Here is a 26802-nt window from a genome sequence, read left to right on the forward strand (position 1 = left end):
CATGGCGCTGGTCGGTATTAATAACGAAAACGAATTTTACTCTAACCACTATTTGGGTGAGGTTTTCACCAGTGATATCCGCGATGTGCTGGAACCCTGGATAGCCCAGGAAAATGCAGCGCGTGAAGCGGAGCGTGCCGCTCGTGAACAGGGCAAAGACGTGGAGCCGGGATACCGCGCTCCGTGGAACCAGTTTAACAGTCTGGCGACTGAGTTTTTCCGCAAACTTGCCGAGCACGAAAAACAGCGTCAGATCCCGCAGCGTCTGGCCGATCAACGTAATCGCTGGCAGCCATTGTTAAAGGAGCTGGGCTACGAAATTACGCCACAGATCCAAATGCTGGATGACGATACACCGCTGCCGGTACTGGCGCGTTACAACAGCACTGACGGTAGCCCGTGGCTGTGGATTGTTGAAGCACACGATCAGGAAGAAGGAACGCTGGATCCGCTGGCGCTCTCCTTACTGACCGCGCAATTCCCGGCGGATACCGACAAACATAAGCGCGACAGCCTGCGCAAAAAAGCCAATGGTGAATATCGCAGCTGGCAGGATCTGCTCTCTACGGCGGTCTTCACCCAAAATGAACCGCCGCGTTTTGTGCTGCTGCTCGGTAACCGTCAGCTCTTGTTGTTGGACCGTACCAAATGGGCGCAAAACCGTCTGCTACGTTTTGATTTTGAAGAGATTTTAAGCCGTCGTGAAACGGATACGCTGAAAGCGACTGCGGTGTTGTTACATAAAGATTCTCTGCTGCCGGGCAGTGGGGCACCTTATCTTGACTCGCTGGATGACAATTCGCACAAACATGCGTTTGGTGTTTCGGAAGATCTGAAATATGCCCTGCGCGAAAGCATTGAGTTGCTGGGCAACGAAGCGATGCATTATCTGATCGACCGTGGCCTGGCAAACTATACCGGTAACCGTGCGGTGGACCCGGATGAACTGAGCCGCGAATGTCTGCGTTACATGTACCGCCTGCTGTTCCTGTTCTACATTGAAGCGCGCCCGGAGCTGGGTTATGCGCCAATGACCGCCAAAACCTATCTGCAAGGTTACAGCCTGGAAACGTTGCGCGATCTGGAGATGATCCCGCTGACCAGCGAAGAAGATCGCAACGGGCGCTACTTCCACGACAGCCTGAATATGCTGTTTAAACTGGTGCGCGAAGGCTACAACGGCGGCGTGAAAATGCAGAGTGACCTGGAGAGCGGCGACCGGATCACCATCCATAGTCATCAGTTCAGCGTCCCGCGTCTTGAAAGTCATCTGTTCGATGCCAACAACACGCGCATTCTTAACCGCGTGGTATTCCGTAACGAAACCCTGCAACAGATTATCCAGGCGATGTCGTTAAGCCGCCCGGGCAAAGGGCGCTTTAACCGCCGCGGACGTATTTCTTATCGCCAGTTGGGTATCAACCAGTTGGGGGCGGTGTATGAGGCGCTGCTCTCCTATCGCGGATTCTTCGCCAGCGAAGATCTCTACGAGGTGAAGAAAGCCGGGGAAGAGTTTAACGAGCTGGAGACGGGTTACTTCGTCAGTAAGGATGAGATTGGCAAATACCACGAAGACGAGAAGGTCTACGAGAAAGACGGCAGTCTGCGCATTCACCGCAAAGGCAGTTTTATCTACCGTATGGCCGGGCGCGACCGTGAGAAATCTGCCTCTTATTACACCCCGGAAGTGCTGACCCGCTCACTGGTTAAATATGCCCTGAAAGAACTGTTTAAGGAGCAGATTGATCCCATTAGCGATCCGCACGCCAAAGCTGATGCCATTTTAAACCTCACCGTTTGCGAACCGGCGATGGGCAGCGCGGCGTTCCTTAACGAAGCCATCAACCAGCTGGCAGAAGCGTATCTGTTCCACAAGCAGCAGGCGGAAGGTCGCCGTATTCCGCAGGATCGTTATACCCAGGAGTTACAGCGGGTGAAAATGTACATTGCCGACAACAACGTTTTCGGCGTGGACTTAAACCCGGTGGCGGTGGAACTGGCGGAAGTGTCGCTGTGGTTGAACGCCATCAGTGGCGATGCCTTTGTACCGTGGTTTGGTTACCAGCTGCACTGCGGTAACTCACTGGTGGGCGCGCGCCGTCAGGTGTTCAACAAGAGTGAACTGACCTACAAAAAAGCCAAAGATCCGAGCTGGCTTAACAGCGAGCCGGTCGAACTGGCGATGAACACGCCGCGTGAAGAGACGCAGATTTTCCACTTCCTGCTGCCCGACGGCGGTATGGCTAACTACAGCGATAAAACTGTTAAGCAGCGTTATCCGGATGACTTCAAAGCCCTGGACAGCTGGCGCAAAGAGTTTATTAAAAGCTTTGCCGGGCATGAGATTGCTGATGTGCAGCGTATCAGCGAAAAGGTGGAAGCACTGTGGAACACCTATCGCCAGCAACTTAAAGCAGAACGTCTGAAAACCGCCGACAGCTACCCGGTGTGGCCGGCAGAAAACAGCGAGCAGACGCGTTCTTCGCTGAGCAGTAAAGATGAAACCTTTAGCGGTCGTCTTGAAGATAACAGCGCCTACCAGAAGCTGCGTTGGGTAATGGACTACTGGTGCGCGCTGTGGTTCTGGCCGATCGACAAAGCCGATGAGCTACCGGATCGCGGCACCTGGTTGTTTGAGATTGAAACCCTGCTCGACGGGATTGTAATCACGGAAAAAGTCACTGAAGTTGCGGAGCACACCACCGGCGATCTGTTTGCCGAAGAAGGCCTGCTGCGAGAAGAGTCTTCGCTGTTTTCTGTTGCTGGTCGTCTGAAAACCGAGGTGTTGTTCCGTCATTTGCCGCGTCTGGCGATTGTCGATGCCCTGAGAAAGCAGCACCGTTTCTTCCACTGGGATCTGGAGTTCTGCGACCTGTTTGCCGAGCGCGGCGGTTTTGACCTGATGCTCGGAAACCCGCCGTGGCTGAAAGTGGAATGGCAGGAAGCGGGCGTGCTGGGTGATTATGAGCCGGAATTTGTGCTGCGTAAGCTGAGCGCCTCGAAGCTGGCAACGTTGCGTGTTGATACCTTTAACCAGATCCCGGCACTGGAAGCGGCCTGGCGCAGCGAGTATGAAGGCTGTGAAGGGATGCAAAACTTCCTCAATGCGCAGCAGAACTACCCGGTACTGCGTGGGGTACAGACCAACTTGTATAAATGCTTCCTGCCGCAGGCCTGGCGCTTAGGAGCAGAGAAAGGTGTGGCAGGTTTCCTGCACCCGGAAGGGATTTATGATGACCCGAAAGGCGGGCAATTACGTGCGGCGGTATATCCGAGGCTGAGGGCGCATTTTCAGTTTCAGAATCAGCATATGCTTTTCCCTATTGGTCACAGGGTTAAATTCAGCATTAATATTTATACGGCTTCACCGAATCAATCTGTCGGCTTTATCAATATTGCAAACCTTTTCTCAGCCAAAACGATCGAGCTTTGTCTTGCGCATGATGGTTCCGGTGAAGTTGGTGGCATTAAAGATGACGAAACAGGTTCCTGGAATGAAGCGGGGCATCAAAGCCGTATTTTGACCGTTGGAATGGAACGGCTTGCACTATTTGCCACTCTTTATGATGAAGAGGGAACGCCGGCTCTTGAAGCTCGACTCCCAGTGCTTCATGCTGAACCTCTTGTTTCTGTACTTGAAAAATTCGCTAAGCAACCTAAACGGCTGGGGGATTTGCAGGGGGAATATTTCTCCACCGTCATGTTTGATGAAACATATGCTCAAGCTGACGGAACAACTAAACGGCATACCCAATTCCCGGAAGACGCATCCCAATGGATTCTGTCTGGTCCGCACTTCTATGTTGGAACACCGCTTTATAAGACGCCGAGAGAAATTTGCACAGAGAAAGGACATTATGATTGTCTGGACTTGCTAACTCTGCCCGACGACTATTTGCCGCGCACTAACTATATTCCGGCATGTGATGCACAGGAGTATGCAAAGCGCACCCCACGGGTTTCGTGGAAAGAGCAGGATGAAGACGAGCCGAGGAAGGTGACGGACTATTATCGTTTTGTTGCTCGCTCAATGCTCAGTCAATCGGGTGAACGAACCTTGATTCCTGCTATATTCCCGGCCGGTGTTGCCCATATCGATCCATGTTTCAGCATCGCATTTAATGAAGTAGAAACTTTATTATCTTTTACTGGTCAATCAATGTCGATTTGCCACGACTTTTTGATAAAAAGCACAGGAAACCCTCGTTTCAGGGAAAATTTGGCAAGATATTTACCTATTGTTGAAAAATATAAAACCAAAATTCAAATACGAGCACTCTGTTTGGTTTCACTCACTAATAATTACAAGCAGCTGTGGGATAGTGTTGATTTACAACTGGCAATGCACCAACGCTGGAGCCGTAACCTCCCACAATTACCTCAAGATTTCTTCGCCAAACTGACCCCAGAGTGGCAGCGTAACTGCGCCTTACGCTCTGACTACAGTCGCCGTCAGGCGCTGGTGGAAATCGACGTACTGGTGGCGCAGGCGCTAGGGTTAACCCTCGAAGAACTGCTTACCATTTATCGCGTTCAGTTCCCGGTGATGCGCCAGTACGAAGCGGATACCTGGTACGATCAAAACGGTCGCATTATCTTTACCCCAAGCAAAGGGCTGGTGGGCGTCGGTCTGCCGCGTACCGCGCGTAAAGCTGACCTGAAAAACGGCTTTGTCTTTAACGTCGACAGCCCGGAGTGGACCGGCGGTGACTGCACCGATCAAGCCATCGGTTGGGATGATGTCAAACATCTGCAAACCGGTACCGTCAGCGTCACCTTTGATGACTATACCCGCAGCGACGAAGGCGAGCGCCGTACCGTCACCTGGCAGGCACCGTTTATCAAGCCAGATCGCGAAGATGACTACAAAGTGGCCTGGGCGTTCTTTGCACAAGATAAGGAGAGCGCCTGATGTTGCCGTCCGTTGTCAGTCGGCAGGTCGCCGACAGCGTTGCCGCCTTTTTACGGGCGGCGTTCCCGCTAAACAGCCCGCTGTTTAACGGTGAGAATAACGATAATGTCTCAATGCTGGAGCAATTTCTGGCCCAGCCCGAAACGCTGCTGAAAGGACCATACCTTTCCGCCCAGTTGCCGTTTCGTAAAAGTGACTTACCGCTGAATTTTTTCCCTAATCTGACGCTGCCGTTCCCGCCGCACGCGCATCAGGCCCGGGCATTTCAGCGTCTAGGAAGCGACGCGCCACAGCCGACACTGGTCGCTACCGGTACCGGCTCCGGTAAAACAGAATGCTTTATGTTCCCGCTGCTCAACCACTGCGCGGGCGCGTCACAAGCCGGGGTTAAAGCGATTATCATCTACCCGATGAACGCCCTGGCAACCGATCAGGCCAGCCGTTTCGCCAAAACCATCGCCAGCGATCCACAACTGCATGGCAAGGTGACCGTCGGATTGTTTGTCGGCGACAGCGAAATCGAACCCAGCAAAAAAATGTCAGCAGAAAAGGTCATTACCTGCAAGCACACGCTGCGCGAAAGCCCGCCGGACATCCTGTTGACCAACTACAAAATGCTCGACTACCTGCTGATGCGCCCAGGCGATCAGCCGCTCTGGCGTTACAACCAGCCCGGTTCATTGCGTTACCTGGTCGTGGATGAATTGCATACGTTTGATGGCGCGCAAGGGTCGGATCTGGCCTGTCTGGTGCGACGTCTGAAGCATCACATAGGTGTAGATAACCAACGATTCGCCTGCGTCGGGACATCAGCTACCGTCGGCGACGAGCTGGGGCAACTGCTCGATTACGCAAAAACAATCTTTGACCAGCCGTTTACCGATGACGCCGTTATTCGCGAAGATCGCTACACGGCAGCGGAGTACTTGCAGGATTACACCATTGCGTACAGTCAGTATCCGGGGCCGGAGGTCGCTTCGGCCCTGGACCCGCAGAGTTACGCTACCCCGGTAGCGTATCTTAACGGGCAAATCCCTTTGTGGTTCCCCGACAGCGACTTGCAACTCCCGGACGATCTGGAGAGCGACGACGGGCGTGAAAAGCGTATTGCGCTGGGGTCACTGTTACGCCGCCACAGCGTGATGCATGTCTTACTCCATGATCTGCAAGGCGGGATCCTCTCTGAACGAGAGTGTCTGGAAAATCTCCAGGTCATGCTGGCAGAAAGCGCCGACCATGCCCGACGCGTGCTGCAAAGCATTCTGGCACTGATCGCGCAGGCACGTCTCGAAGTACCGGAAACGGAACACGATCGGCAAAAACGTCTCCAGGCGAAGAAAGCGCGTCCGGTGCTGCCGTTTGTGCAACTGCGCTCCCAGTTGTGGCTTCGTGAGATGCGTCGTCTGGTCGCCAGCGTGGCGAAAACGCCCCGACTGGTGTTTGCCGATGATGTGGCGGTGGAAGATCGCGAACACTATTTGCCGGTTATCCACTGCCGTGACTGCCACGCAACTGGCTGGGCCAGCCTGCGTCATGGGCAAAGCGTTCAGCTGGAAACAGACCTCGACGGCATTTATCGCCAGTTCTTTGAAAAAGGACGCTCCATCGTCCTTGCTTTCCCGGATAACAACGAAAAAGCGGTCAGTGGCGCACACCAGAAACTGTGTCCTACCTGTCTGAAACTGAACCGACAGTCCAGCGTCCAGTGTGGACATTGCGGTCATACGGAACTGTTGCAGGTACTGATCCCGGATATGCTCAAAGAGCGTAAGGACGAGCTGGAGTTTGCTAATGAATGCCCGTACTGCAACAGCAAACAGGGGATTTCGATCCTGGGGTCACGGGCTGCCAGTTTGTCGGCGGTGATGATTCACCAGCTTTATGGCAGCCAGTTCAACGAACATAAAAAGCTGATTACGTTTTCTGACTCGGTACAAGACGCCGCGCATCGTGCCAGCTTCTTTACTGCCCGTACCTGGCCGCTGATGATTCGTGGGCAAATCGCCAGTGTTCTTGGCGAAAAAGAGACATTACCGCTGGATGCGTTCGCGGCGCGTGTTTGCCAACAAACGCGTGAACGTTCACCGGACGATGCTCATTTTGCAGCGAACTTCATCGCACCAAATATGCAGTGGCTGAATGATTATCAGACACTGAAAAATGAAGGCAAACTGGCGGAGAACTCCGATCTGCCGGAGCTAGTTTCCCTGCGCCTCGACTGGGAGGTGTACAGCGAATTTACCCTGCGCGCGCGTATCGGACGTACGCTGGAAGCCACCGGTTATGCCGTTGCCGGAGTGGATAAAGAACGCTTTAATCCGGCAGTTACCGCCCTGCATCAACAGCTTTGTGAAGAGCTGGGTGATGAGATGTCCGGTGTGAGCGTCGAGCAGGTAGCGCACCTGGCGCTGGGGGTTATCTGGTATCAACGCCAGGCCGGGGCTGTTATGCATCCGGCGTTCGAAAGTTATCGCCGTGATAGCACGACCTTTATGATGACGCAAAAAGAGCGTACCTCGCGCTATATGCCTTCTATCGGTCCGAAAACGCGTAAACCGGCTTATGCGTCGTTTGAAAAAATTAATGGTTTCCATCGCCTGATTGGCGCGAAGTCTAACCCCAGTTGGTATCAGCATTGGATCAATCGCACGCTGAGTAACGGCAATAATCTGTTTATCAGTAGCGTTGCGGAAACAGTGTTACGACGCCTGTTTACGGCGTTGAAAATAGCCGGAGTAGTAAAAGATTTTGACACCAAAGGGCGTGAAGCCTGGGGACTGGTGCCTTCGGCGCTGGTGGTGAGCCGTGACGTCGTTCAGCTTAATTGTTCATGTTGCCGTGAGGTTGTCCGGGCTCCGGCCGATCAAGGCTGGCAGTGGCGTAATGCGCCTTGTCTCTCTTTACGTTGTGAAGGTCGTTACCAGGAAGTCGACAATACGGCGACCTGGCGTTGGGAGAACATGGACATCGCGCGCGTACAGGGCGCAGAACACACGGGGCTGCTTAGCCGTGAAGATCGCGAAGCCACCGAAAAATCGTTCTACCGCGGCAACCAACCGTGGAATATCAACCTGTTGTCGGCAACACCGACGCTGGAGATGGGTATTGACGTTGGCGATCTTTCCACCGTTTTACTCTGTTCTGTCCCACCTGCTCAGGCCAACTACTTGCAGCGTATTGGTCGCGCCGGTCGTAAAGATGGTAACGCGTTAAACATTACCGTGGCAGAAGGGAACCCGCACGATCAGTTTTTCTTTGAAGAACCGCTGGAGATGATGCAGGGCCAGGTGCAGGCTCCTGGCGTCTTCCTCAATGCAACGGCTATTCTCGAACGCCAGCTGGCAGCTTTTTGTATGGATAACTGGGTGAAAACCGGTGTACCAGAATCCGCTATCTGTAAAAACGTCAAACAGATGCTGGATGAGCTGGAGTTCGGGCGTAAATCGGGTTTTCCGTATAACTTACTGCGATATATCGAACAGCATCATGCGGAGATTGCTGCACAATTTACGGCGATCTTCCCCGATCTTGCCGCAGAAACTCGCCAACAGCTGTTGTCTTATCTTCAGGGCGCGCCAGGGCAACGTTCGCTGGTGCAGCGTATCGAAGAAGCGTTAAAACTGCTGGTGGAAGATCGCAAATCTTTGCGCTCACGCATCGATAAACTCAAGCGCAGCATCGATAAACTGGAGAACGCGCCGCGCGATCAAAACTTTGACAGCGATATGCGCGAACTGACTTCAGAACGGCAGGCGCTGATGGCGCTGGTCAATCAAATCAACAATAAGCAAACGCTGAATTTCCTCACGGATGAAGGTCTGCTGCCTAACTACGCCTTCCCGGAAGCCGGTATTACGTTACGTTCTGTGCTCTGGCGGCGTAAAGAAGGCGGGGAAGCGCGTGAATATCAAAACACCACTTTCGAATATGAACGCCCGGCATCAACGGCGCTGGCTGAGCTGGCTCCGCTGAATAATTTCTATGCCGGTGGGCATAAAGTTGAAATTGAGCAGATAGACCTGAAGGTCTCTGAGCCGGAGAACTGGCGTATCTGTAGCCACTGTAACTACAGCGAAAATATCGACCAGACGGGCGACCAGCATAAATATTGCCCGAAATGTGGCACACCGGGGTGGGCCGATGCCGGACAAAAAACCACGCTGCTGAAACTTCGCCAGGTTTATGCCCGCGCCAGCGCACGTGATAGCCAGATCAGCGACGATAGCGACAGCCGTGAACCTGCTTTCTTCCAGCGTCAGCTATTGGTTAGTTTCGAAAAAGAAGATGTATCGGCGGCATACGCGATTGAGGAAGGCGAAGTTCCGTTTGGTTTTGAATTTTTAAGCAAAGTCACCCTGCGGGATATCAACTTCGGCAAAATGGCGGATGATGCCAATGAGTTGATGATTGCCGGAGAAGCGAAGAAGCGAACCGGGTTTAAAGTTTGCCTCGGGTGCGGCATGGTGCAGCGTCCTCGCGATCATGAACCACGTCATGATTTGAGCTGCAAATATCGCACGGAACCGGAAAAGGCGAAGTTCGAAGATTATCTCTATCTCTATCGCCAGCTGGAGTCAGAAGCGTTGCGTATTCTGCTCCCGGTAAGCAGTTACAGTAATGACCGTGTCGTGGAGGCTTCTCTTGGGGCGGCGATCCAGCTCGGCCTTAAACATTACTTCAAGGGGAATGTCGATCACCTGAAAGGCGTTGTGTACCGCGAGCCGGAAAATGAAGGCGAATCCTGGAGGCAGTATCTGGTGATTTACGATACCGTCCCGGGGGGAACTGGTTCTCTTAAAGAGCTGATGCGCACTCCCGACAATTTGCTGAAATTACTTGAACTGGCCTATCAGGCAATAGTGGAATGCAGTTGCAACAATGATACGCATAAAGATGGTTGTTATCGTTGCGTTTACGCTTACCGTGACCGTGGGCGCATGAAGTATGTCTCCCGCGATCAGGCGCGTCTCTTGCTGGCGAAAATTTTGCAGGCAAGAGATTCGATACGGGTAATTGATTCCATCAAAAACATTTCCCTCGAAGCCATGATGGGCAGTGAGCTGGAAAAACGGTTTATTAGCTGCCTGCAAGAAAATAAAAACCTGATTGTCAGTCGCAGTTACGCGCATCAGGGCGCTGGGTGGATTATTAACACCCGCAGCGAACCGATGATGAGCTGGCATCTTAAAGCTCAGGTGGATTTAGGCGCTAAAGAGGCGGTGGGGATCCCTTGTCGCCCGGATTACGTGCTATATCCGCTTATGCAGTCTGATGTCATTAAACCGGTGGCTATTTTCCTTGATGGCTTTGCGTTCCACAAAAATAGCGTCGCAGAGGATGTGCAAAAACGCCAGGCGATTCGGGATAGCGGTAATTTCTGGGTGTGGACAGTCACGTGGGCCGATCTCAAAGAGCCTGGGCTTAAACATGTTCAGGATGTCCTGGGACTTGGGCATAACCCGGATATGAAACAGCCTAAGTTTTATAACCTGTTTCACGATACCAACTTTGCGGCCCTTGAAGCGTCGTTCCGGGAACGCAACAGTTTTGCACTGCTGCTGGATTATCTCGCCGATCCGGGCGGAAGAACGCAGTTATGGCAGAGAATGGCTGCTGCACATGCCTGGGTGTGGTTGGATGTGAAGAAGTCACAGGACGCGGGAACGAAACAAAAGTATGCCTATGAAATGCAGGAAAACGCGCCAGCCTGGCGGCTAGCAGAGCTTTTGCCAGACGAACCGTTTGTCTTTGGTGGTTTACTCGATAGCTGTAACTCATCGCAGCAATTTATTGAGCTGGCTTCGGTGTTACCACAACAAGCCATTAAACCGACGACCAGCGTCGCACAAATGCGCAGCTGGCTGCGTTTGCATATCTGTTTTGACGATCGCTATACGCAGGATGACGGTTATGAAGCGGGACTCAATGGCTTCTGGCGACTGGTAAACCTGTTACAGTTCCTGCCGGATATGACCTTTACCAGCCGTAAAGCCGTGCATTTACCGCAGGAAAGCGTTGACACTAAAGTTTCGGCAACGCCAGAGGCAGTACCAGAGACTGATGAGAGTTGGGCTGAGATTATTGAGTTTGGCTTATTAAGCGCTGAAGAGATCGCGTTGCTTCAGTCTCATTCTCTCTCTGCGCCGACTCTCGGCTACGAATTGCAAAATGATGAAGGTGAAATTATTGCGGAAGCCGATCTCGCCTGGCCATCACAAAAATGGGCATTGATTATTGATAATCAAGAATTTATTCCATTATTCACAACTAGGGGTTGGCACGTTGCATTCGGGCCAATTGACGAAAATACATTGCAACATCTGTCCGGAGGTGACAAATGACGGTGCAAACGCCCAAGGTGGCACTTTCTGATGGTTTTCTGGGCGCATTCGCGCGGATCCCAAAAGCACAGCAAAAAAAGGTGCAGGAATTCATCTCCAAATTCCGTCAGGACCCGACCAGTAATGGACTTAACTATGAAAAGATCCACGATGCGCGCAGTAAAAATGTTCATTCGGTGCGAATCGATCAAACTTATCGCGGCATTGTTCTGAAACCTGAACAGGGTGCCCTGTATATGCTGATGTGGGTGGATAAACACGACGAAGCATACGACTGGGCGCGGCGGCATGATTGTTCGATTCACCCGGTTACCGGCGCGATTCAGGTCATTGATATTAGCTATATCAAACCGGCAGCGGAAGCGGTGGTAGATAAACCGAAACTCTTTGCGGCTTACAGCGCGGAACAGATTCTGGCCCTGGGCGTGCCGCCTGTCTTTATTGATCAGGTGATGGCGCTTACCGATGAAGCCGGGCTTAATCAACTTGAAAGCATAATGCCAGCAGAAGCCTGGGAACCTCTGCACTGGCTGGCAGAAGGGCTGGATTACCAGGAAGTGCTGGAAGAGTTTAACGATCATCGTGATGAGCCTGTTGATACCAACGACTTTATGGAGGCGATTGAACGAAGTAAACGTCGCTTCCATGTCGTTGAAAATGAACAGGAGCTGTTGCAGATGCTTAATGCGCCTTTAGAAAAATGGCGTGTATTTCTGCATCCGAGCCAGCGAAAACTGGTGGAGTCGCCCGCTAATGGTCCGGTACGAGTACTGGGCGGTGCAGGTACAGGGAAAACGGTTGTTGCGATGCACCGTGCGCGGTGGTTATCTCAGCGTCTGGCAGATAAACCCGGTAAGAAGGTACTTTTCACGACCTTTACGCGTAACCTGGCGGCAGATATTCGCGCTAATCTCCAGCGGTTGTGTACGCGAGAAGAGATGGCGCGTATTGACGTCGTTAACATTGATGCCTGGATGAGCGACCAACTAAAACGCCACGGTTATGATTTCCGCGTGGTATACGACAGCGATGAAGGGCGACGCAAATGCTGGAACTATGCCTTGCAGCAGGCACCTGCCGAACTGGGGCTACCTGACAATTTCTATGCTGAAGAGTGGCAACGCGTTGTCCAGCCAAATGCGGTTTACACCCGGGAGGAATACCTCAAAGTCAGCCGGGTTGGACGTGGTACAGCGTTATCCCGTATTCAACGGGCGAAAATCTGGCCAGTCTTTGAAGAATTCAGAGCACAAATGGCGCGTGCCAAACTGCGCGAAATGGGCGATGCCATGCATGAGGCTATTGTTCTGTTTAAAGAAAAACAGGTTCAACTACCTTATAGCAGTATTGTGGTCGATGAAGCTCAAGATATCGGTGCCCCGGCATTTACTCTTATTCGCAGCCTGGTTCCCGAGTCGCCCAACGATCTGTTTATTGTCGGGGATGGGCATCAGCGTATTTATCGCAATAAGGTCGTTCTTGGTCAGTGTGGTATTAACGTCCGTGGTCGTCGCAGTAAAAAATTGAAGATTAACTATCGGACCACAGAAGAGACGCGTCAATTTGCTGTTGGGCTGTTAACTGGTGTGAAGGTTGATAACCTCGATGGCGAAGCGGATACCAGTAATGATTATTTGTCATTACTGCACGGGGAAAAGCCCATGATTACGCATGCGGCGGATTTCAAAGAAGAGGCTGCGACGCTCGTCAAGCAAATTCAGGCATTGTTGGCGAATCAGGTTCGTTCTCAGGATATCTGCATTACTGCGCGTACTAAACATGCTTGCGACCGCTACGCATCAGCACTCAATGACGCCGGAATTGAGACATTTAATTTAGGCAATGATAGCGGTGACAGCGATGCACGCCCAGGCGTGCGGGTTGCAACGATGCACCGTATTAAAGGGCTTGAGTTCCAGTATGTGTTCCTGGTGGGGATTAACGAAGGTGTGGTGCCGGAAATAAAAGCATTAGCATCCGATGATCCCGTTGAACAGCGTGATGCATTATTTAATGAGCGCGCGTTACTGCATGTGGCTGCAACCCGTGCCGTAAAAGGGCTGTTTGTTTCATCATCTGGTGTCCCTAGTCCGCTATTAGTGGCTGACTGATAATATGTCCGAAACAGACCAGGAGCCGAAACGCTCCTGGTCTATATAACCGTTCTGGCAACTGGCGATATTTATATTTTTTAGCTCCCAACAGCCAGACAATATTAGCTTAGAAATTATATTCGCTTATGCGGTTTGCATATTGCACAGTACAACCTGTTTTCTCTATATCTAACGTAACATCAGGATGTGGATGGTTTTTGGATGGGGTGACACACTGGACAAATATAGCTGGCACGAAAAGGCTGGCATTTTCTGCTGACCAATAGTCTCTGGAACCATGATGAGGAACTTGTATGACGCTTATTGATTTCTTGCGTCTGGGGCCAAAATGGTCAAGCATATCGCAAGCGACATCCTTGGTCAGGTTAATATCACCGGTAAGAAGAGTAGCGTGTTGAGCCATCGAATCAATAATAGAGTTAATTGTTCGTCCAACATACATACATAACGAAATATTATTTTTTGCTTTAGCTGTGTGACCAAAATGTTTTTGATAACAGGCTTTAAGTTTTTTTCTCCAATCAGGTGGAAGAGAACTAATGTCATTTGTAAGTCCTAAGGAATCAATAAGAAGCTCAATCTCCGCTTTTACATCTTTTAACGGGACTTCTGATTTTAATGCGCAAATTTCACCTGATTGAACACGGACCAGCCCTAATCCTTTAAAAGATTTCACAACGTTATAGAACATAAATTCGTAAGCGCTGTCTGTACTGTATAATGGAACTGCGTGGTCTATTGTTCTGATAACCGGACCAGTTTGATTTCCTGAACTTTTAAATTTTAAAAAAGCCCCTTCCTTCCCAAAGAGATCAATCTGCTGTATTGCCTCTCTTTCATTATTTTGAAAGTTAAGATTGTTAAAGTCTGCATTGAGTGGATAACGCGGAGGGCTGTTTGGCTCCTCATGATTATCATCTGGAGGGGCATCTCCCTGCACCAGAGTTAATTGCTCCACACTGCCATTTAGATTATTCATCTGTAGCCACCTGAGTGGGTTCAACTGAAAAAGTGCAACACTGGGAGAGACGCCTTTTTTTCCTAATACTGCGATTTCACGTACACTTTGTGTCCATTCCGTATAAGGGAGAACGAGTTTTTTAACCCGATAAAGCCTTAAAAGCTCTTCTAACCCATTTACGTGGTCATCATCAAAATGAGAAATGACTAACATATCAATCACCCTTGAGCCGGGAGTATTTTTAAACCATTTGGGTAAGCTATGGATCTTATTTATGATTGTCGTTCTGCTGGTGGAACCACAATCATACACTATATTGAATGTGCTGTTACCAGACATGTTTTTTATCTGTCCGGTATAAAGAGTACCTTTACCTACTGCATGGAAACATTGCTTTATACTGTGTGCCATTGGAGTTAATCCCTTTGAAATAACATATCTGATATGACGTCTACACGTTGAATATTAATCGATGAATCTGCAATATTCTTTATGATAAAATAAATGTCTGGCAAGTTAAACATGTAATGATTGAATCTCGTCAGACATTTTATCTGTAGTAAATTGCCATTAATTATTCAGTTCCATTCACAAGCCATATTATTAGAGTAGTCACCGTTGTTATGGTAATAAATCACATTTCTTTTTCGTAATAGTTCAATATTTATTTTTAAATAGGCGACCAGAGGATAGTCTCTGCAGGGGGATTGTGTTTTGGGCAGCTTCAGGACGCTGGTCAGGTAGACGCCGTGGTGGAGTAGGGCTTCACCACTACTTGCGTATAACCCCGCCTGGGTTAACCCGCTGGGCGGCTGTCGTTAAATAATCAGACTCTGGTATGTAAAAATCTTCTTGCGGTGTTTCGGTCACGAGCTAACCAATCGAGACCGCGTGGTGTAGAACAGCACGAGCGCAATCGCCACTACAATTGCCGAGAAACCAATAACGTTTTTAACTCTCCAGGTTAATCCATTGTTATGTTGGACGACACGTTATGTAAATTGGTCAACCATTATTGCGATGAATGTCACATCCCCCGAACGCTAACCGCCGATCCCCTCTTGTTCTCATTTGCAATAACCGGCAAGAGAGTAGATTTCTTGTGATGTGGTTAACCAATTTTAGATTTCAGGTTGACATGTATTACCAAAAGGTAGAACTTATACGCCATCTCATCCGATGCAACGCCACGGCTGCGGTCTGGTCGTTCATTCGGATACCTAAACAACTCCGGGGTTCCGCGTCTCTTCGCTGTTGAACCCACTATGTGAAAGAGGAATAAACATGGAACAGACCTGGCGCTGGTACGGCCCTAACGATCCGGTTTCTTTAGCTGATGTCCGTCAGGCGGGCGCAACTGGCGTGGTTACCGCGCTGCACCATATCCCGAACGGCGAAGTATGGTCCGTTGAAGAGATCCTCAAACGCAAGGCTATCGTTGAAGACGCAGGCTTGGTGTGGTCTGTCGTGGAAAGCGTGCCAATTCACGAAGATATCAAAACCCACACTGGCAACTATGAGCAGTGGATCGCTAACTATCAGCAGACCCTGCGCAACCTGGCGCAGTGCGGTATCCGCACCGTGTGCTATAACTTCATGCCGGTGCTCGACTGGACCCGTACTGACCTCGAATACGTGCTGCCAGACGGCTCCAAAGCTCTGCGCTTCGACCAGATCGAGTTCGCTGCATTCGAAATGCACATCCTGAAGCGTCCAGGCGCGGAAGCGGATTACACCGAAGAAGAAATTGCTCAGGCCGCTGAACGCTTCGCCACCATGAGCGACGAAGACAAAGCGCGTCTGACCCGTAACATCATCGCAGGTCTGCCGGGCGCGGAAGAGGGTTATACCCTCGACCAGTTCCGTAAGCACCTGGAGCTGTACAAAGATATCGACAAAGCGAAGCTGCGCGAAAACTTTGCCGTCTTCCTGAAGGCGATCATTCCAGTTGCCGAAGAAGTTGGCGTGCGTATGGCTGTTCACCCGGACGATCCGCCGCGCCCGATCCTCGGCCTGCCGCGTATCGTTTCCACCATTGAAGATATGCAGTGGATGGTTGATACCGTAAACAGCATGGCGAACGGTTTCACCATGTGCACCGGTTCCTACGGCGTGCGTGCAGACAACGATCTGGTTGATATGATCAAGCAGTTCGGTCCGCGTATTTACTTCACCCATCTGCGCTCCACCATGCGTGAAGATAACCCGAAAACCTTCCACGAAGCGGCGCACCTGAACGGTGACGTTGATATGTACGAAGTGGTGAAAGCGATTGTTGAAGAAGAACACCGTCGTAAAGCGGAAGGCAAAGAAGACCTGATCCCGATGCGTCCGGACCACGGTCACCAGATGCTGGACGACCTGAAGAAGAAAACCAACCCAGGTTACTCCGCAATTGGTCGTCTGAAAGGCCTGGCCGAAGTTCGCGGCGTCGAAATGGCGATCCAGCGCGCTTTCTTTAGCCGTTAATATCCACCGGCATGGCTGCGCGCCGTGCCGGTTCCTTCTTCCTTGCCGTCACTCTCTGAAGACGGATTCTGGAGTTTACGATGACTACTATTGTTGACAGCAATCTGCCGGTTGCCCGCCCGTCATGGGATCATTCTCGTCTGGAATCACGCATTGTGCATCTCGGTTGCGGAGCGTTTCACCGCGCGCACCAGGCGCTGTATACCCATCATCTGCTGGAAAGCACCGACAGCGACTGGGGCATCTGCGAAGTTAACCTGATGCCAGGCAACGACCGCGTGCTGATCGAAAACCTGAAAAAACAGCAACTGCTGTACACCGTAGCGGAAAAAGGCGCAGAAAGCACCGAGCTGAAAATTATCGGTTCGATGAAAGAAGCGCTGCATCCGGAAATCGACGGCTGCGAAGGTATTCTCAACGCGATGGCGCGTCCGCAGACGGCGATTGTCTCCCTGACGGTCACGGAAAAAGGCTACTGCGCCGATGCGGCAAGCGGTCAGCTGGATCTCAATAACCCGCTGATCAAGCACGATCTGGAAAACCCGACTGCGCCGAAGTCCGCGATTGGTTACATCGTAGAAGCCCTGCGTCTGCGTCGTGAAAAAGGGCTGAAAGCGTTTACCGTAATGTCCTGCGACAACGTACGTGAAAACGGTCATGTGGCGAAAGTTGCCGTTCTCGGTCTGGCTCAGGCACGTGATCCGCAGCTGGCGGCATGGATTGAAGAGAACGTCACCTTCCCGTGCACCATGGTTGACCGCATCGTTCCGGCGGCGACGCCAGAAACCTTACAGGAAATTGCTGACCAGCTGGGCGTTTATGACCCGTGCGCCATTGCCTGCGAACCGTTCCGTCAGTGGGTGATTGAAGATAACTTCGTTAATGGTCGCCCGGACTGGGATAAAGTCGGCGCACAGTTCGTTGCAGACGTTGTGCCGTTCGAAATGATGAAGCTGCGTATGCTGAACGGCAGCCACTCTTTCCTGGCGTACCTCGGTTACCTCGGCGGCTATGAAACCATTGCTGACACCATGACTAACCCGGATTATCGCAAAGCGGCCTTTGCCCTGATGATGCAGGAACAAGCGCCAACGCTGTCAATGCCGGAAGGGACTGACCTGAACGCTTATGCGACGCTGCTGATCGAGCGTTTCAGCAACCCGTCTCTGCGTCACCGTACCTGGCAGATTGCGATGGACGGCAGCCAGAAGTTACCGCAGCGTCTGCTGGACCCGGTGCGTTTGCACCTGCAAAACGGCGGTAGCTGGCGTCATCTGGCGCTGGGCGTAGCGGGCTGGATGCGTTACACCCAGGGCGTGGATGAGCAAGGTAACGCTATCGACGTGGTAGACCCGATGCTGGCTGAGTTCCAGAAGATTAACGCGCAGTATCAGGGCGCAGAACGCGTGAAAGCGCTACTGGGCCTGAGCGGTATCTTTGCCGATGATCTGCCACAAAATGCAGACTTTGTTGGTGCGGTGACTGCGGCTTATCAGCAACTGTGCGAGCGCGGCGCGCGTGAGTGTGTGGCTGCACTGTAACTGACTGATTACCCTACAGACTTACTGGTCAATCAAATGAAAATTTGGTTGACCTGTTTTCGTTTATACTGCCCCGCTGTACGTGCCAACCTTTTATGCAAATGATATAGTTTGTGATTGACGGTCAACGTAAAATTGCCCGATGTAGGCCGGATAAGGCGTTCACGCCGCATCCGGCAAAAATTTGATTAATCGCACCTAACGGACACAACACCATGAAACCTGCCACCTCTGTGCAAAGACCTTACCAGGAAGTCGGAGCGATGATCCGCGATCTGATCATCAAGACGCCGTACAGCCCTGGCGAACGGCTGCCGCCGGAGCGTGAAATTGCAGAGATGCTTGATGTCACACGGACCGTGGTGCGTGAAGCGTTGATAATGCTGGAGATCAAAGGGCTGGTAGAAGTACGACGTGGTGCCGGTATTTATGTTCTCGACAGTTTACCCAGCCATCATGCAGAGAGCGCAGAGGCCAACGTCTGCAATGACGCCGGTCCTTTTGAACTGTTACAGGCGCGTCAGTTGCTGGAAAGTAACATCGCCGAGTTTGCCGCTTTGCAGGCCACCCGCGAAGACATCGTTAAAATGCGTCAGGCATTGCAACTGGAAGAGCGTGAACTGGCCTCCAGTGCGCCGGGCAGTAGCGAAAGCGGCGACATGCAGTTCCACCTTGCTATTGCTGAAGCCACGCATAACAGCATGCTGGTAGAGTTGTTCCGTCAGTCCTGGGAGTGGCGCGAAAATAACCCGATGTGGATCCAGTTACATAGCCATCTCGATGACAGCTTATACCGCAAAGAGTGGTTGGACGATCACAAACAGATCCTGGCTGCGTTAATCAAGAAAGATGCCCGCGCGGCAAAACTGGCGATGTGGCAGCATCTGGAGAATGTGAAACAGCGCTTGCTGGAGTTCTCTAACGTTGATGACATCTATTTCGATGGTTATCTGTTTGACTCGTGGCCGTTGGATAAAGTAGACGCCTGATCCCTCATTTCTGGTGCAAAGTTGAACCGCTTTGCACTATGTATATTCCCTGAATCATTAATTATGTTCTGCAGAATATATTATGCGTAATTTAATCATTACGTACGATATATTGTTTTGGAATAATTATATATCAGTTTAACACTGAGAAATTATTCGGAATAATCAGAATATGTTAACGTATTTCCGTTATGTTTAATGACTTTTGTCAAATGACCCCTTTTTAAATAAAAAGTCAGTGGATATTTTTTTCAGTCCAGTGTTTTATCTTTGGCGGATCTTATAAATCCCTTATGAAAGTGTCAGGGACGCAATGAGAACAAAGGAATGATTATGGAATATGAGCATCAACCCAGTGGTGTCCAGCAGCCAGGGCAGGATACAGATGCCACTAAACGTCAGGAGTGCGCAAAATGATGCGCCAATCAGTTCAGACGCTATTACCTGAAAATACAGGGAACAATACGTTATCGCTGCGTGATTCCGTATGCCGGGATCTCTTTCAACTTTTTAGTTCTCCCCATTCACCGCTACCAATATTACTTGTTTCAGGCATGCCTGAGTGGCAAGGGCATAAGCAGAGCGACAAGCTTCTCCAGAGTTGGTATTGCCGCCAGTTACGTTCCGCGCTTTTATTTCATGAACCACGTATAGCGGCATTGCAGGTCAATCTGAAAGAAGTCTATTGCCACGAGTTGGGTATTAGTCTGGAGATGATGCTGTACCACGATGATGAGCCGCTAACGCTTGACCTGGTCTGGCAGAAGGGGCGCTGGCATCGCACGATGCCGCAGTAAATGATGGGAAACGCGATACGCGCAAGACGTATCGCGTTAGGCCCCACTTAGTGGGAAGTTCTGATTGCTGCTTTCATGGCCGGAAGCCGGGATGGACTGGCACTGAGCTTATCAATCCCCATGGTGAGTAGTCGTGCTGTTTGCTGGTTATCTCCAGCCATTTCGCCGCACATACTGACCGGAATTTCATTATTACGTCCGGCCTGACACACCATAGCAATAGCGTTAATCACCGCGTCATTACGCTAATCGACCAGTTCCGCGACGGTACTATTTCCTCTGTCTGCCGCCATAATATATTGCGTCAGATCGTTGGTGCCGATGGAAAAGAAATCGACTTCACTGGGCTAATTTGTCTGCAATCATGACTGCGGCAGGAACCTCAATCATAATTCCTGGCGCCGGAAGATTTTCTGCAGAAAACTTTCAGCCAGGTTCAATCTCCAGCTCGCGCAGTTCACGCCAGAAGCGTTCGGCTACTGGATTCATGCGGGTATTCATTCGGTATGCGTAGGCCTGAATCGGGATAACTAATTCGTCCTGATTCAGCACAACGAGCTGCCTGCTGCGAATTTCTTGTTGGATGGCGTACTCCGGCAGCCAGGCAATCCCACAGCCGTCGAGGGCAACCTGCTTTAATAACTCGCTCATTGAAGACACGAAAAAGGTGCTGAAACTTAACTCGCAGTGGCGCGTCAGGGTGCGGTTAATCAATCGCCCCATGTAGGAGTTACGACTGTAGTTAAGTAGAGGAAAGTGCGGCTGCGCGAGGCTAAAAAGCGCTTCTCCGTGTTCGTTAACGGCACAGACGGGGAACAGACGTGATTCAAACAACCGAATGTGGTCGAACGGCGCTTCCAGTAAGTCTTCGTCGTGAAAAGAAAAAATACAATCACTTTGCCCTTCGCGCAGTTTATCGACCGCTTCATCGACATCAATAGCTTCAATCGCCCAGGTAAAGAGCGGCGGCATCTTGCTGATAATGGACGGTAACAGTCCGAGGGAAAGAGAGTGTGCAGCGGCTATTTTAATTTTGCGTTGCGCGTAATCGCTGCCACCACGGAGTTCTGCAAGGTTGCTCTCTAACTGTTGCAACAGATGACGGATCTGCGAATGGAATATTTTCCCTTGTTCCGAGAGTTGTAGCGGCGTTACCTGGCGATTAAATAACTCAACGCCAATCGCCTGTTCCAGCGCGCGTATCCGGCGGCTGAATGCCGGTTGTGAGACGTTGCGACTGACTGCCGCCTGGGAAAAGTTACGGCATTTTTCCAGGGTCAGAAAATCATAAAGCCATTTGGTTTCAATATTATGCAAAACCGCACCACTGTCATCCATTACGTTTTACTCTGTCAGCCGCCCTTGCGGGCATTCTACGTCCATTCGGGCGGCTGACAACTGCTTATGCAGTTTCAAACGTCCCTTTCACACACGCTTTGCCGTCTTTGACCATCAGTTTGCCGCGAGCGTATACCTGCTCAATACGCAACTGTGGTGTCATCACTAACAGATCCGCGTCGTTGCCCGGCAGAATTTCGCCTTTACCGGTCAGGTTAAGGAAACCAGCGACGCTGCTGGTGAGTGGGCGCAGGGCATCGCTAAGGCTGAAACTATAGTTTTTGACCAGCACTTGAACGGTTTCCAGCAACGTCTCAAAACCCGCAACGCCGATATGCGTTAAATTCCCTTCGTCGTCAAAGAACGGCTGACTGCCGTTGCCGTCGGAGCTAAGGGTAACGCGAGCCAGCGGAATACCCGCCTGAACGGCGCGGGCAATACCTTCGGCAGGGGCGACCGGTTCGTCAATGCTGCTGGTGATATCGATGGTGCCGCCTTTGCGCGCGAATTCCAGCGCCTGCTCAAACAATGGAACATTACGGTTAACGTGGGTCGGCAGCAACTTGCTGATGGGTACGTCGCAGTTCTCAAGAAGGTCATAGATGGGCTGTAACGCCTTTTTGCTGTCGCCCATGTGGAACACGGTGACGCCAGGTTTACCGCCGAGCAAACCTCCAACGCGGGATTCCGCCGCCATATTGGCCAGATGATAAACATCCGGTGCGGCCGAGCGGTGATCTGAGATGGCACATTTCACGCCAATCACGCGATCGATAATCGCCACATCTTTTTCCACCGAGCCTGTAATGGTACGGGAAGGCACATGATAAGCACCGGTCAGCATCCAGGCGCTGATGCCTTCTTCATTGAGCGCACGAGTCTTGGCGAGTAAGGATTCCGGGTGACGAGAGATAGAGTCGGTGCCGAGCAGACCAACCACTGACGTGACGCCCGCTTCTGTCAGACGACTTAATGCCACTTCCGGCGTACGTGTGGTAGGGCCAGCTTCGCCGCCACCGCCAATTAAATGGACGTGTTGATCAATAAAACCTGGGCAGAGGATCTGCCCGCTGAGATCGACAACCGTGCAGTCCGGAACGATGTCAGAAGGGATGTTGCTGGCAACGGCAATAATCTTGCCGTTAGCGACGAGGACATCGCAAATTCCCCTATCTTCAGGTGCATACAAATGTGCTCCCTGCAGCAGGGTAAAACCGGCTGCGGAATAATCAATCATGGTAACTCCTTGTTAAACAATAATCTGCATAACCCAGATCGACAGCAATGCGTTAATTACGCAGACCGTAATGATATGCGGGTAATATTTGGCATTCACTTCGGCTGTTCCCAGGCAGCGACCGACATTTTGCACCGGGTTGCCCATTAAATACATCGCGGGTAGTAATACCGTGACATCGTGGCCGGTTAATGCGCCAGCGGTCGCCAGGCTGGCGGCAACGCCGACCGCGCCACCCATACTCATCAATGCGGCTAAAAGGACAGTTGCCGCTTCGCCGGGCAATCCCCACAACGCCATCACCGGTTCACAGATATGCCCCACCCAGTCGAGCAGACCAGTAATTTTCAGTGCCTGAATGATGACAAATGCCATCACCACGTTCGGCAGCAGGTTAGTGGTGGCGATAGTAAAGCCACGGCGTGCGCCATCGATAAACATATCCATGACATTTTTGCGGACCTGAGTTGTCATGCTTGCGCTCCTTGCGTTGGGTTGCGACGTTCTTCGAAGTTAAGCCAGACACGTAAAATGTTGGCACCGACAAATTTAAACACCAGGATGACAGCTAAAGGTACGATTACGGACGTCCCCAGAAAGGCAAACACGGCGACGCCAGAAGAGAAATAGTTGGTGATGATGGCGCTACCGCTGGTTTGATAAGCGGCGAAAATCACTTTATCACGTTCGGTAATTTCACCTTCCTGTGCCAGCTCTTTGGTCATACCGGCGGCGGCATCAGTGTTTTGCAGGTTGGCGATTAGCGCCAGTGAACAGATGCCTGGAATGCCCAACAACGGTTTTAGCACGGGCGTCATTAACTGCTGCGCGGCGCGTAATCCACCAAGACCATCGGTAATTGAAATAATCCCCAGAGAGAGAATGACTGACGGTGCCAGCTCCAGCGCAAAGAGAAAGCCATCTTTAGCCCCTGTGCCACCTGCGCCGCGAAACGAGGTTGTAGCTCCATTCGCACCAGGCAGTTGCCCAAACGATCCGTTCAGAACGGAAAAGTCAAAAACCCGCCACCAGCTGTCTGTCCCGGAAAAAACTCCGGAAAAAAAGATAATCGTGAGAAAAAAGGCCAGATACCCTTTAACGCCCACTTTTTCTGTCGCCAGCTCCCCAGCTACAGCATCCCCTTGTTGTGTCATAACAATCCCCATTGTTTTTTTGTGTATGTGTGTTGCGACTACCAGGAAAATTCCTGGAGCTGAAAAACCTTATCAGTCATGTGGGTATGGGGAAAATGCAAGTATGTTTCTGGCTATGCGTTTTTTGCATAGTGGAAAAATTACGCTGCGCGGAGAACCTTCCTGTAAGGATTGTGTTGCAGAAAATTAGTAAACACGGTGACAATAACGACTGGTGAGTAAAGGCGGCGAATACAAGGACGAATGCAAAATGGCAAAATACAACGAAAAAGAGCTGGCGGAAACGAGCAAGTTTTTAAGTTTTGTCCTCCGACATAAACCGGAGGCGATTGGCATCGTGCTGGACCGTGAGGGATGGGCGGATATCGATAAGCTCATACTCTGTGCACAAAAAGCGGGCAAGCGGTTAACCCGCGCATTACTGGATAGCGTGGTCGCCACCAGCGATAAAAAGCGCTTTAGTTATTCCAGTGATGGTAAGTGTATTCGCGCTGTTCAGGGGCATTCGACTTCGCAGGTCGCCATTGCCTTCACCGAAAAAACACCGCCACAATTTCTCTACCACGGTACGGCAAGCCGTTTTCTTGAGGCGATAAAAAAACAGGGGCTGATTGCAGGGGAGCGTCATCATGTGCATCTCTCTGCTGATGAAGCTACGGCCCGCAAAGTCGGAGAAAGGCACGGTTCGCCGGTTATCTTAACCGTCAAAGCACAGGAAATGGCGAAACGAGGGCTCCCTTTCTGGCAAGCGGAAAACGGGGTCTGGCTGACATCAACGGTTGCGGTTGAATTTCTTGAGTGGTAAGGGAGACTTCCCTTATGAAGCGACCACTTGCAGCTTGAATAATTGCACTGTGCTTATTAGCGCGGCAATAAACAACGCCGCCGCGCCGCAGAGAGTGGCGCTGGCAAGTGCCGATGTTCCATTGCCGAGCATGCTGGTTAGCGCTGGGCCAAGAATTTGCCCAATGCCATAAATGAGCGTCACAAAGCCTAAAAGATTGAGATTTCCCGGTACGCTCAGTTGACGGGCGATGGTCATCACCAGAGAGGTCGTGCCCATAAAGGTGCCGCCAAAACCAATACTACTGATGATAAGCAAGAGAGGCGAGTCGCTGGCGAGAGTAAGCAGCACACAGATAGCCTGCACCAGCAAATTCGCCGTCAGGCAGGGCAAAGCCCCCCAACGTTTTGCCGCCCATAGCCAGCCAAAGCAGCCTGGTACAATTGAGATGCCGACTAACGTCCAGAGATGGGCGGTTAACAATGGTGAGCCTGCATCTTTCGCCATGAGCGGCAGGTAAGTCGCGACGATGATATAACCAAATCCCGCCAGGCCGTACAGAATAGCCAGTAACCACCAGCTCATTATCTGTTGCTCCGTTTTTGCCAATGGAGCTGGCGCGATGGTGTGTTTTTTCGAGGGCATTAAAAGTGCCAGTGCAATCAGCATCATGCCAGAAAGCGCCCCGGCGCCTTGCCATAACGTTTGCGAGGAGAGGGCAAAATGTAGACCTGCCAGAACATATTCATTGCCCAGCGCGATGCCAATGCCAACGCCAGAAAACAGAGCTGCCAGCACAAAAGGGTGGCGCGTGTGCTGCATAATCAGCGTCGAACCAAAAATCAGCATTCCGGCGCTGGCGACACCCGCCAGGAAGCGAATCAATAACACCAGAATAAATGGCGGCAACCATGCCATTGCGAGGATCAACAATCCGCTCGCCAGGGCAGAAGCCAACAGAAATGGGCGCAGACGCGACGGCTGGTGAAATGTGCCAAACGAAAATAGCAGACTGCCAGCCAGATACCCCGCATAGTTGCCGCTGGCAATCCACGAGAGCTGACTAAATGAAAACGCCCCTTCCGCCATCATGACGGGCAACATAGGCGTATAAAGGAAGCGACCTAATCCCATACCTAAGGTCAGAACCAGCATCCCGAAAAGCGCGGTGCTGAAAGAAAAGCGTTCTACGGGATGCGAGGACGAGGGCATGTTTAACCTTGTTTGTATTTTTTTGTTGTTAACAAGTTAATAACAAAAAGGTGAAATATGCCAGCCTGTTAATGCGATGATTTAGGGGTAAAGCGATAAAAACGATTTGGTTCGCTAACGATATAAATATTACCCGAGGCATCCATCGCAACCCCTTCGGCCTGTTTGATGTTATGCGACAAACCTCGACTGCCTTTGGTTAGTGACATTTCACCGATAACCTCGCCGGCCAGCGTTACTTCCTGGAGTGCGCGAGATTCATGAGACAGCACCAGAAGCGTATTTTTTTGTTGGTTAAATTCTGCGCCGGACACATCATCTAAAGTAAATTGCCGTTGTAGTGCTTTATCTTTGCTGATGTGCAATTCATTGCTACTCAACAGCCCGTTAACTTTGTAGACCTCAATCGGATTTTTCTCTTTAAAAAACCAGAAAGTGTGATCCTGGCGAGAATAGGCCAACCCTTCAAAACCGCAATTGGTTGGGGATTCCTGCAGCGGGATTTTTATTTTTTTGAGGATTTTTACTTCCGAGTTTGGGGTCAGTGAAATCACATAAATGGCGTAATCGCGTTCATCGCTAATGACAAACTGATTATCGCCAATGTGTTCGATCGTCTCGAGATCCTTAACAAAATCCAGAGGAATAGTGCGGATCAAATCGCCATGGGTGGTCATTTCAACAATGGCGGCAGGTTTGTTGATAGTGCTAAACAGGGTATTGCTCTGTGCCGACCAGGTCAGCGAAGAAATATTATTCGTTACGCCTGCAATTTCTTTGCCGTCAATGGTGGCGTGGTAATTCTGAAATGATGCTGCATGATTGCTTTTACGGGCGCAAGATTGCACGAAGAAAGTACACACTGCGACAATGGCAAAAAGAATCACAATAACGAAGATGCGTTTACTTAACGAAATACTTTTTGTCACGGTAATCCCTTTAAGGCAAATCAA

At 51.0% G+C, this 26802-nt stretch carries 15 protein-coding genes and 1 pseudogene; 8 read left to right on the forward strand and 8 right to left on the reverse strand.

Going from position 1 to position 26802, the window contains the following annotated elements; genetic code table 11:
• The first annotated feature begins 1 nt into the window (after position 1).
• The 3 genes from D9742_RS01980 to D9742_RS01990 are packed head-to-tail and all read left to right on the forward strand — an operon-like array spanning position 2 to position 13364.
• The gene (locus D9742_RS01980) at positions 2–4912 is read left to right on the forward strand and encodes a class I SAM-dependent DNA methyltransferase (protein ID WP_130235824.1); all 4911 of its coding nucleotides are present in this window, start codon (positions 2–4) and stop codon (positions 4910–4912) included.
• A complete protein-coding gene (locus tag D9742_RS01985) occupies positions 4912–11253 on the forward strand; it encodes a DEAD/DEAH box helicase (RefSeq protein WP_130235825.1) in 6342 nt (2113 codons plus the stop codon). Before D9742_RS01980 ends, D9742_RS01985 begins: the two co-directional genes overlap by 1 nt.
• A complete protein-coding gene (locus D9742_RS01990) occupies positions 11250–13364 on the forward strand; it encodes an ATP-dependent helicase (protein WP_047670514.1) in 2115 nt (704 codons plus the stop codon). Before D9742_RS01985 ends, D9742_RS01990 begins: the two co-directional genes overlap by 4 nt.
• 109 nt (positions 13365–13473) lie before the next feature.
• Here the strand turns inward: D9742_RS01990 and D9742_RS01995 are convergent, their stop codons facing one another.
• A complete protein-coding gene (locus tag D9742_RS01995) occupies positions 13474–14739 on the reverse strand; it encodes a hypothetical protein (protein WP_130235826.1) in 1266 nt (421 codons plus the stop codon).
• Positions 14740–15612: 873 nt separating this feature from the next.
• Between D9742_RS01995 and uxuA the strand changes: the two genes are divergently transcribed.
• The 4 genes from uxuA (at position 15613) to iraD (ending at position 20124) form a co-directional block, all read left to right on the forward strand.
• Positions 15613–16797 (forward strand): mannonate dehydratase, encoded by a 1185-nt coding sequence (gene uxuA / locus D9742_RS02000; protein WP_087933669.1) that lies wholly within the window; start codon positions 15613–15615, stop codon positions 16795–16797.
• An 80-nt stretch (positions 16798–16877) separates the two neighbouring features.
• On the forward strand, positions 16878–18338 hold the full coding sequence (locus tag D9742_RS02005; protein WP_130235827.1) for a fructuronate reductase: 1461 nt from the start codon (positions 16878–16880) through the stop codon (positions 18336–18338).
• 215 nt (positions 18339–18553) lie between these two features.
• Positions 18554–19327: a Uxu operon transcriptional regulator gene (gene uxuR, locus D9742_RS02010; protein WP_130235828.1), complete on the forward strand. Its 774-nt coding sequence runs from the start codon at positions 18554–18556 to the stop codon at positions 19325–19327.
• Between the two features lie 413 nt (positions 19328–19740).
• Positions 19741–20124 (forward strand): anti-adapter protein IraD, encoded by a 384-nt coding sequence (gene iraD / locus D9742_RS02015; RefSeq protein WP_130235829.1) that lies wholly within the window; start codon positions 19741–19743, stop codon positions 20122–20124.
• 47 nt (positions 20125–20171) lie between these two features.
• Here iraD and D9742_RS02020 read toward each other — a convergent pair.
• The 5 genes and pseudogenes from D9742_RS02020 to D9742_RS02040 all read right to left on the reverse strand — a co-directional run.
• A pseudogene (locus D9742_RS02020) lies at positions 20172–20544 on the reverse strand (putative PEP-binding protein); the annotation flags it as partial.
• A gap of 6 nt (positions 20545–20550) precedes the next feature.
• Positions 20551–21462 (reverse strand): hypochlorite stress DNA-binding transcriptional regulator HypT, encoded by a 912-nt coding sequence (hypT, locus tag D9742_RS02025; protein WP_130235830.1) that lies wholly within the window; start codon positions 21460–21462, stop codon positions 20551–20553.
• Between the two features lie 64 nt (positions 21463–21526).
• Entirely contained in the window at positions 21527–22699 is a 1173-nt protein-coding gene (gene iadA, locus D9742_RS02030) for a beta-aspartyl-peptidase (protein ID WP_130235831.1), read from the reverse strand.
• A gap of 12 nt (positions 22700–22711) precedes the next feature.
• The gene (locus D9742_RS02035) at positions 22712–23173 is read right to left on the reverse strand and encodes a YjiG family protein (RefSeq protein ID WP_000211969.1); all 462 of its coding nucleotides are present in this window, start codon (positions 23171–23173) and stop codon (positions 22712–22714) included.
• A complete protein-coding gene (locus tag D9742_RS02040) occupies positions 23170–23853 on the reverse strand; it encodes a nucleoside recognition domain-containing protein (RefSeq protein ID WP_001298014.1) in 684 nt (227 codons plus the stop codon). The genes D9742_RS02035 and D9742_RS02040 overlap by 4 nt, the downstream gene beginning before the upstream one ends.
• A gap of 250 nt (positions 23854–24103) precedes the next feature.
• On the opposite strand from D9742_RS02040, the gene kptA reads away from it, so the two are divergent.
• Positions 24104–24658 (forward strand): RNA 2'-phosphotransferase, encoded by a 555-nt coding sequence (kptA, locus tag D9742_RS02045; protein ID WP_130235832.1) that lies wholly within the window; start codon positions 24104–24106, stop codon positions 24656–24658.
• Between the two features lie 12 nt (positions 24659–24670).
• Here the strand turns inward: kptA and D9742_RS02050 are convergent, their stop codons facing one another.
• Positions 24671–25849: an MFS transporter gene (locus D9742_RS02050; protein WP_130235833.1), complete on the reverse strand. Its 1179-nt coding sequence runs from the start codon at positions 25847–25849 to the stop codon at positions 24671–24673.
• 68 nt (positions 25850–25917) lie between these two features.
• Positions 25918–26778 carry a YjiK family protein gene (locus D9742_RS02055; RefSeq protein WP_130235834.1) on the reverse strand — a complete coding sequence of 287 codons (861 nt, stop codon included), beginning with the start codon at positions 26776–26778 and terminating at the stop codon, positions 25918–25920.
• Between the last annotated feature and the right edge of the window lie 24 nt (positions 26779–26802).

The organism is Escherichia sp. E1V33 (genome assembly GCF_004211955.1).
Lineage (GTDB): Bacteria > Pseudomonadota > Gammaproteobacteria > Enterobacterales > Enterobacteriaceae > Escherichia.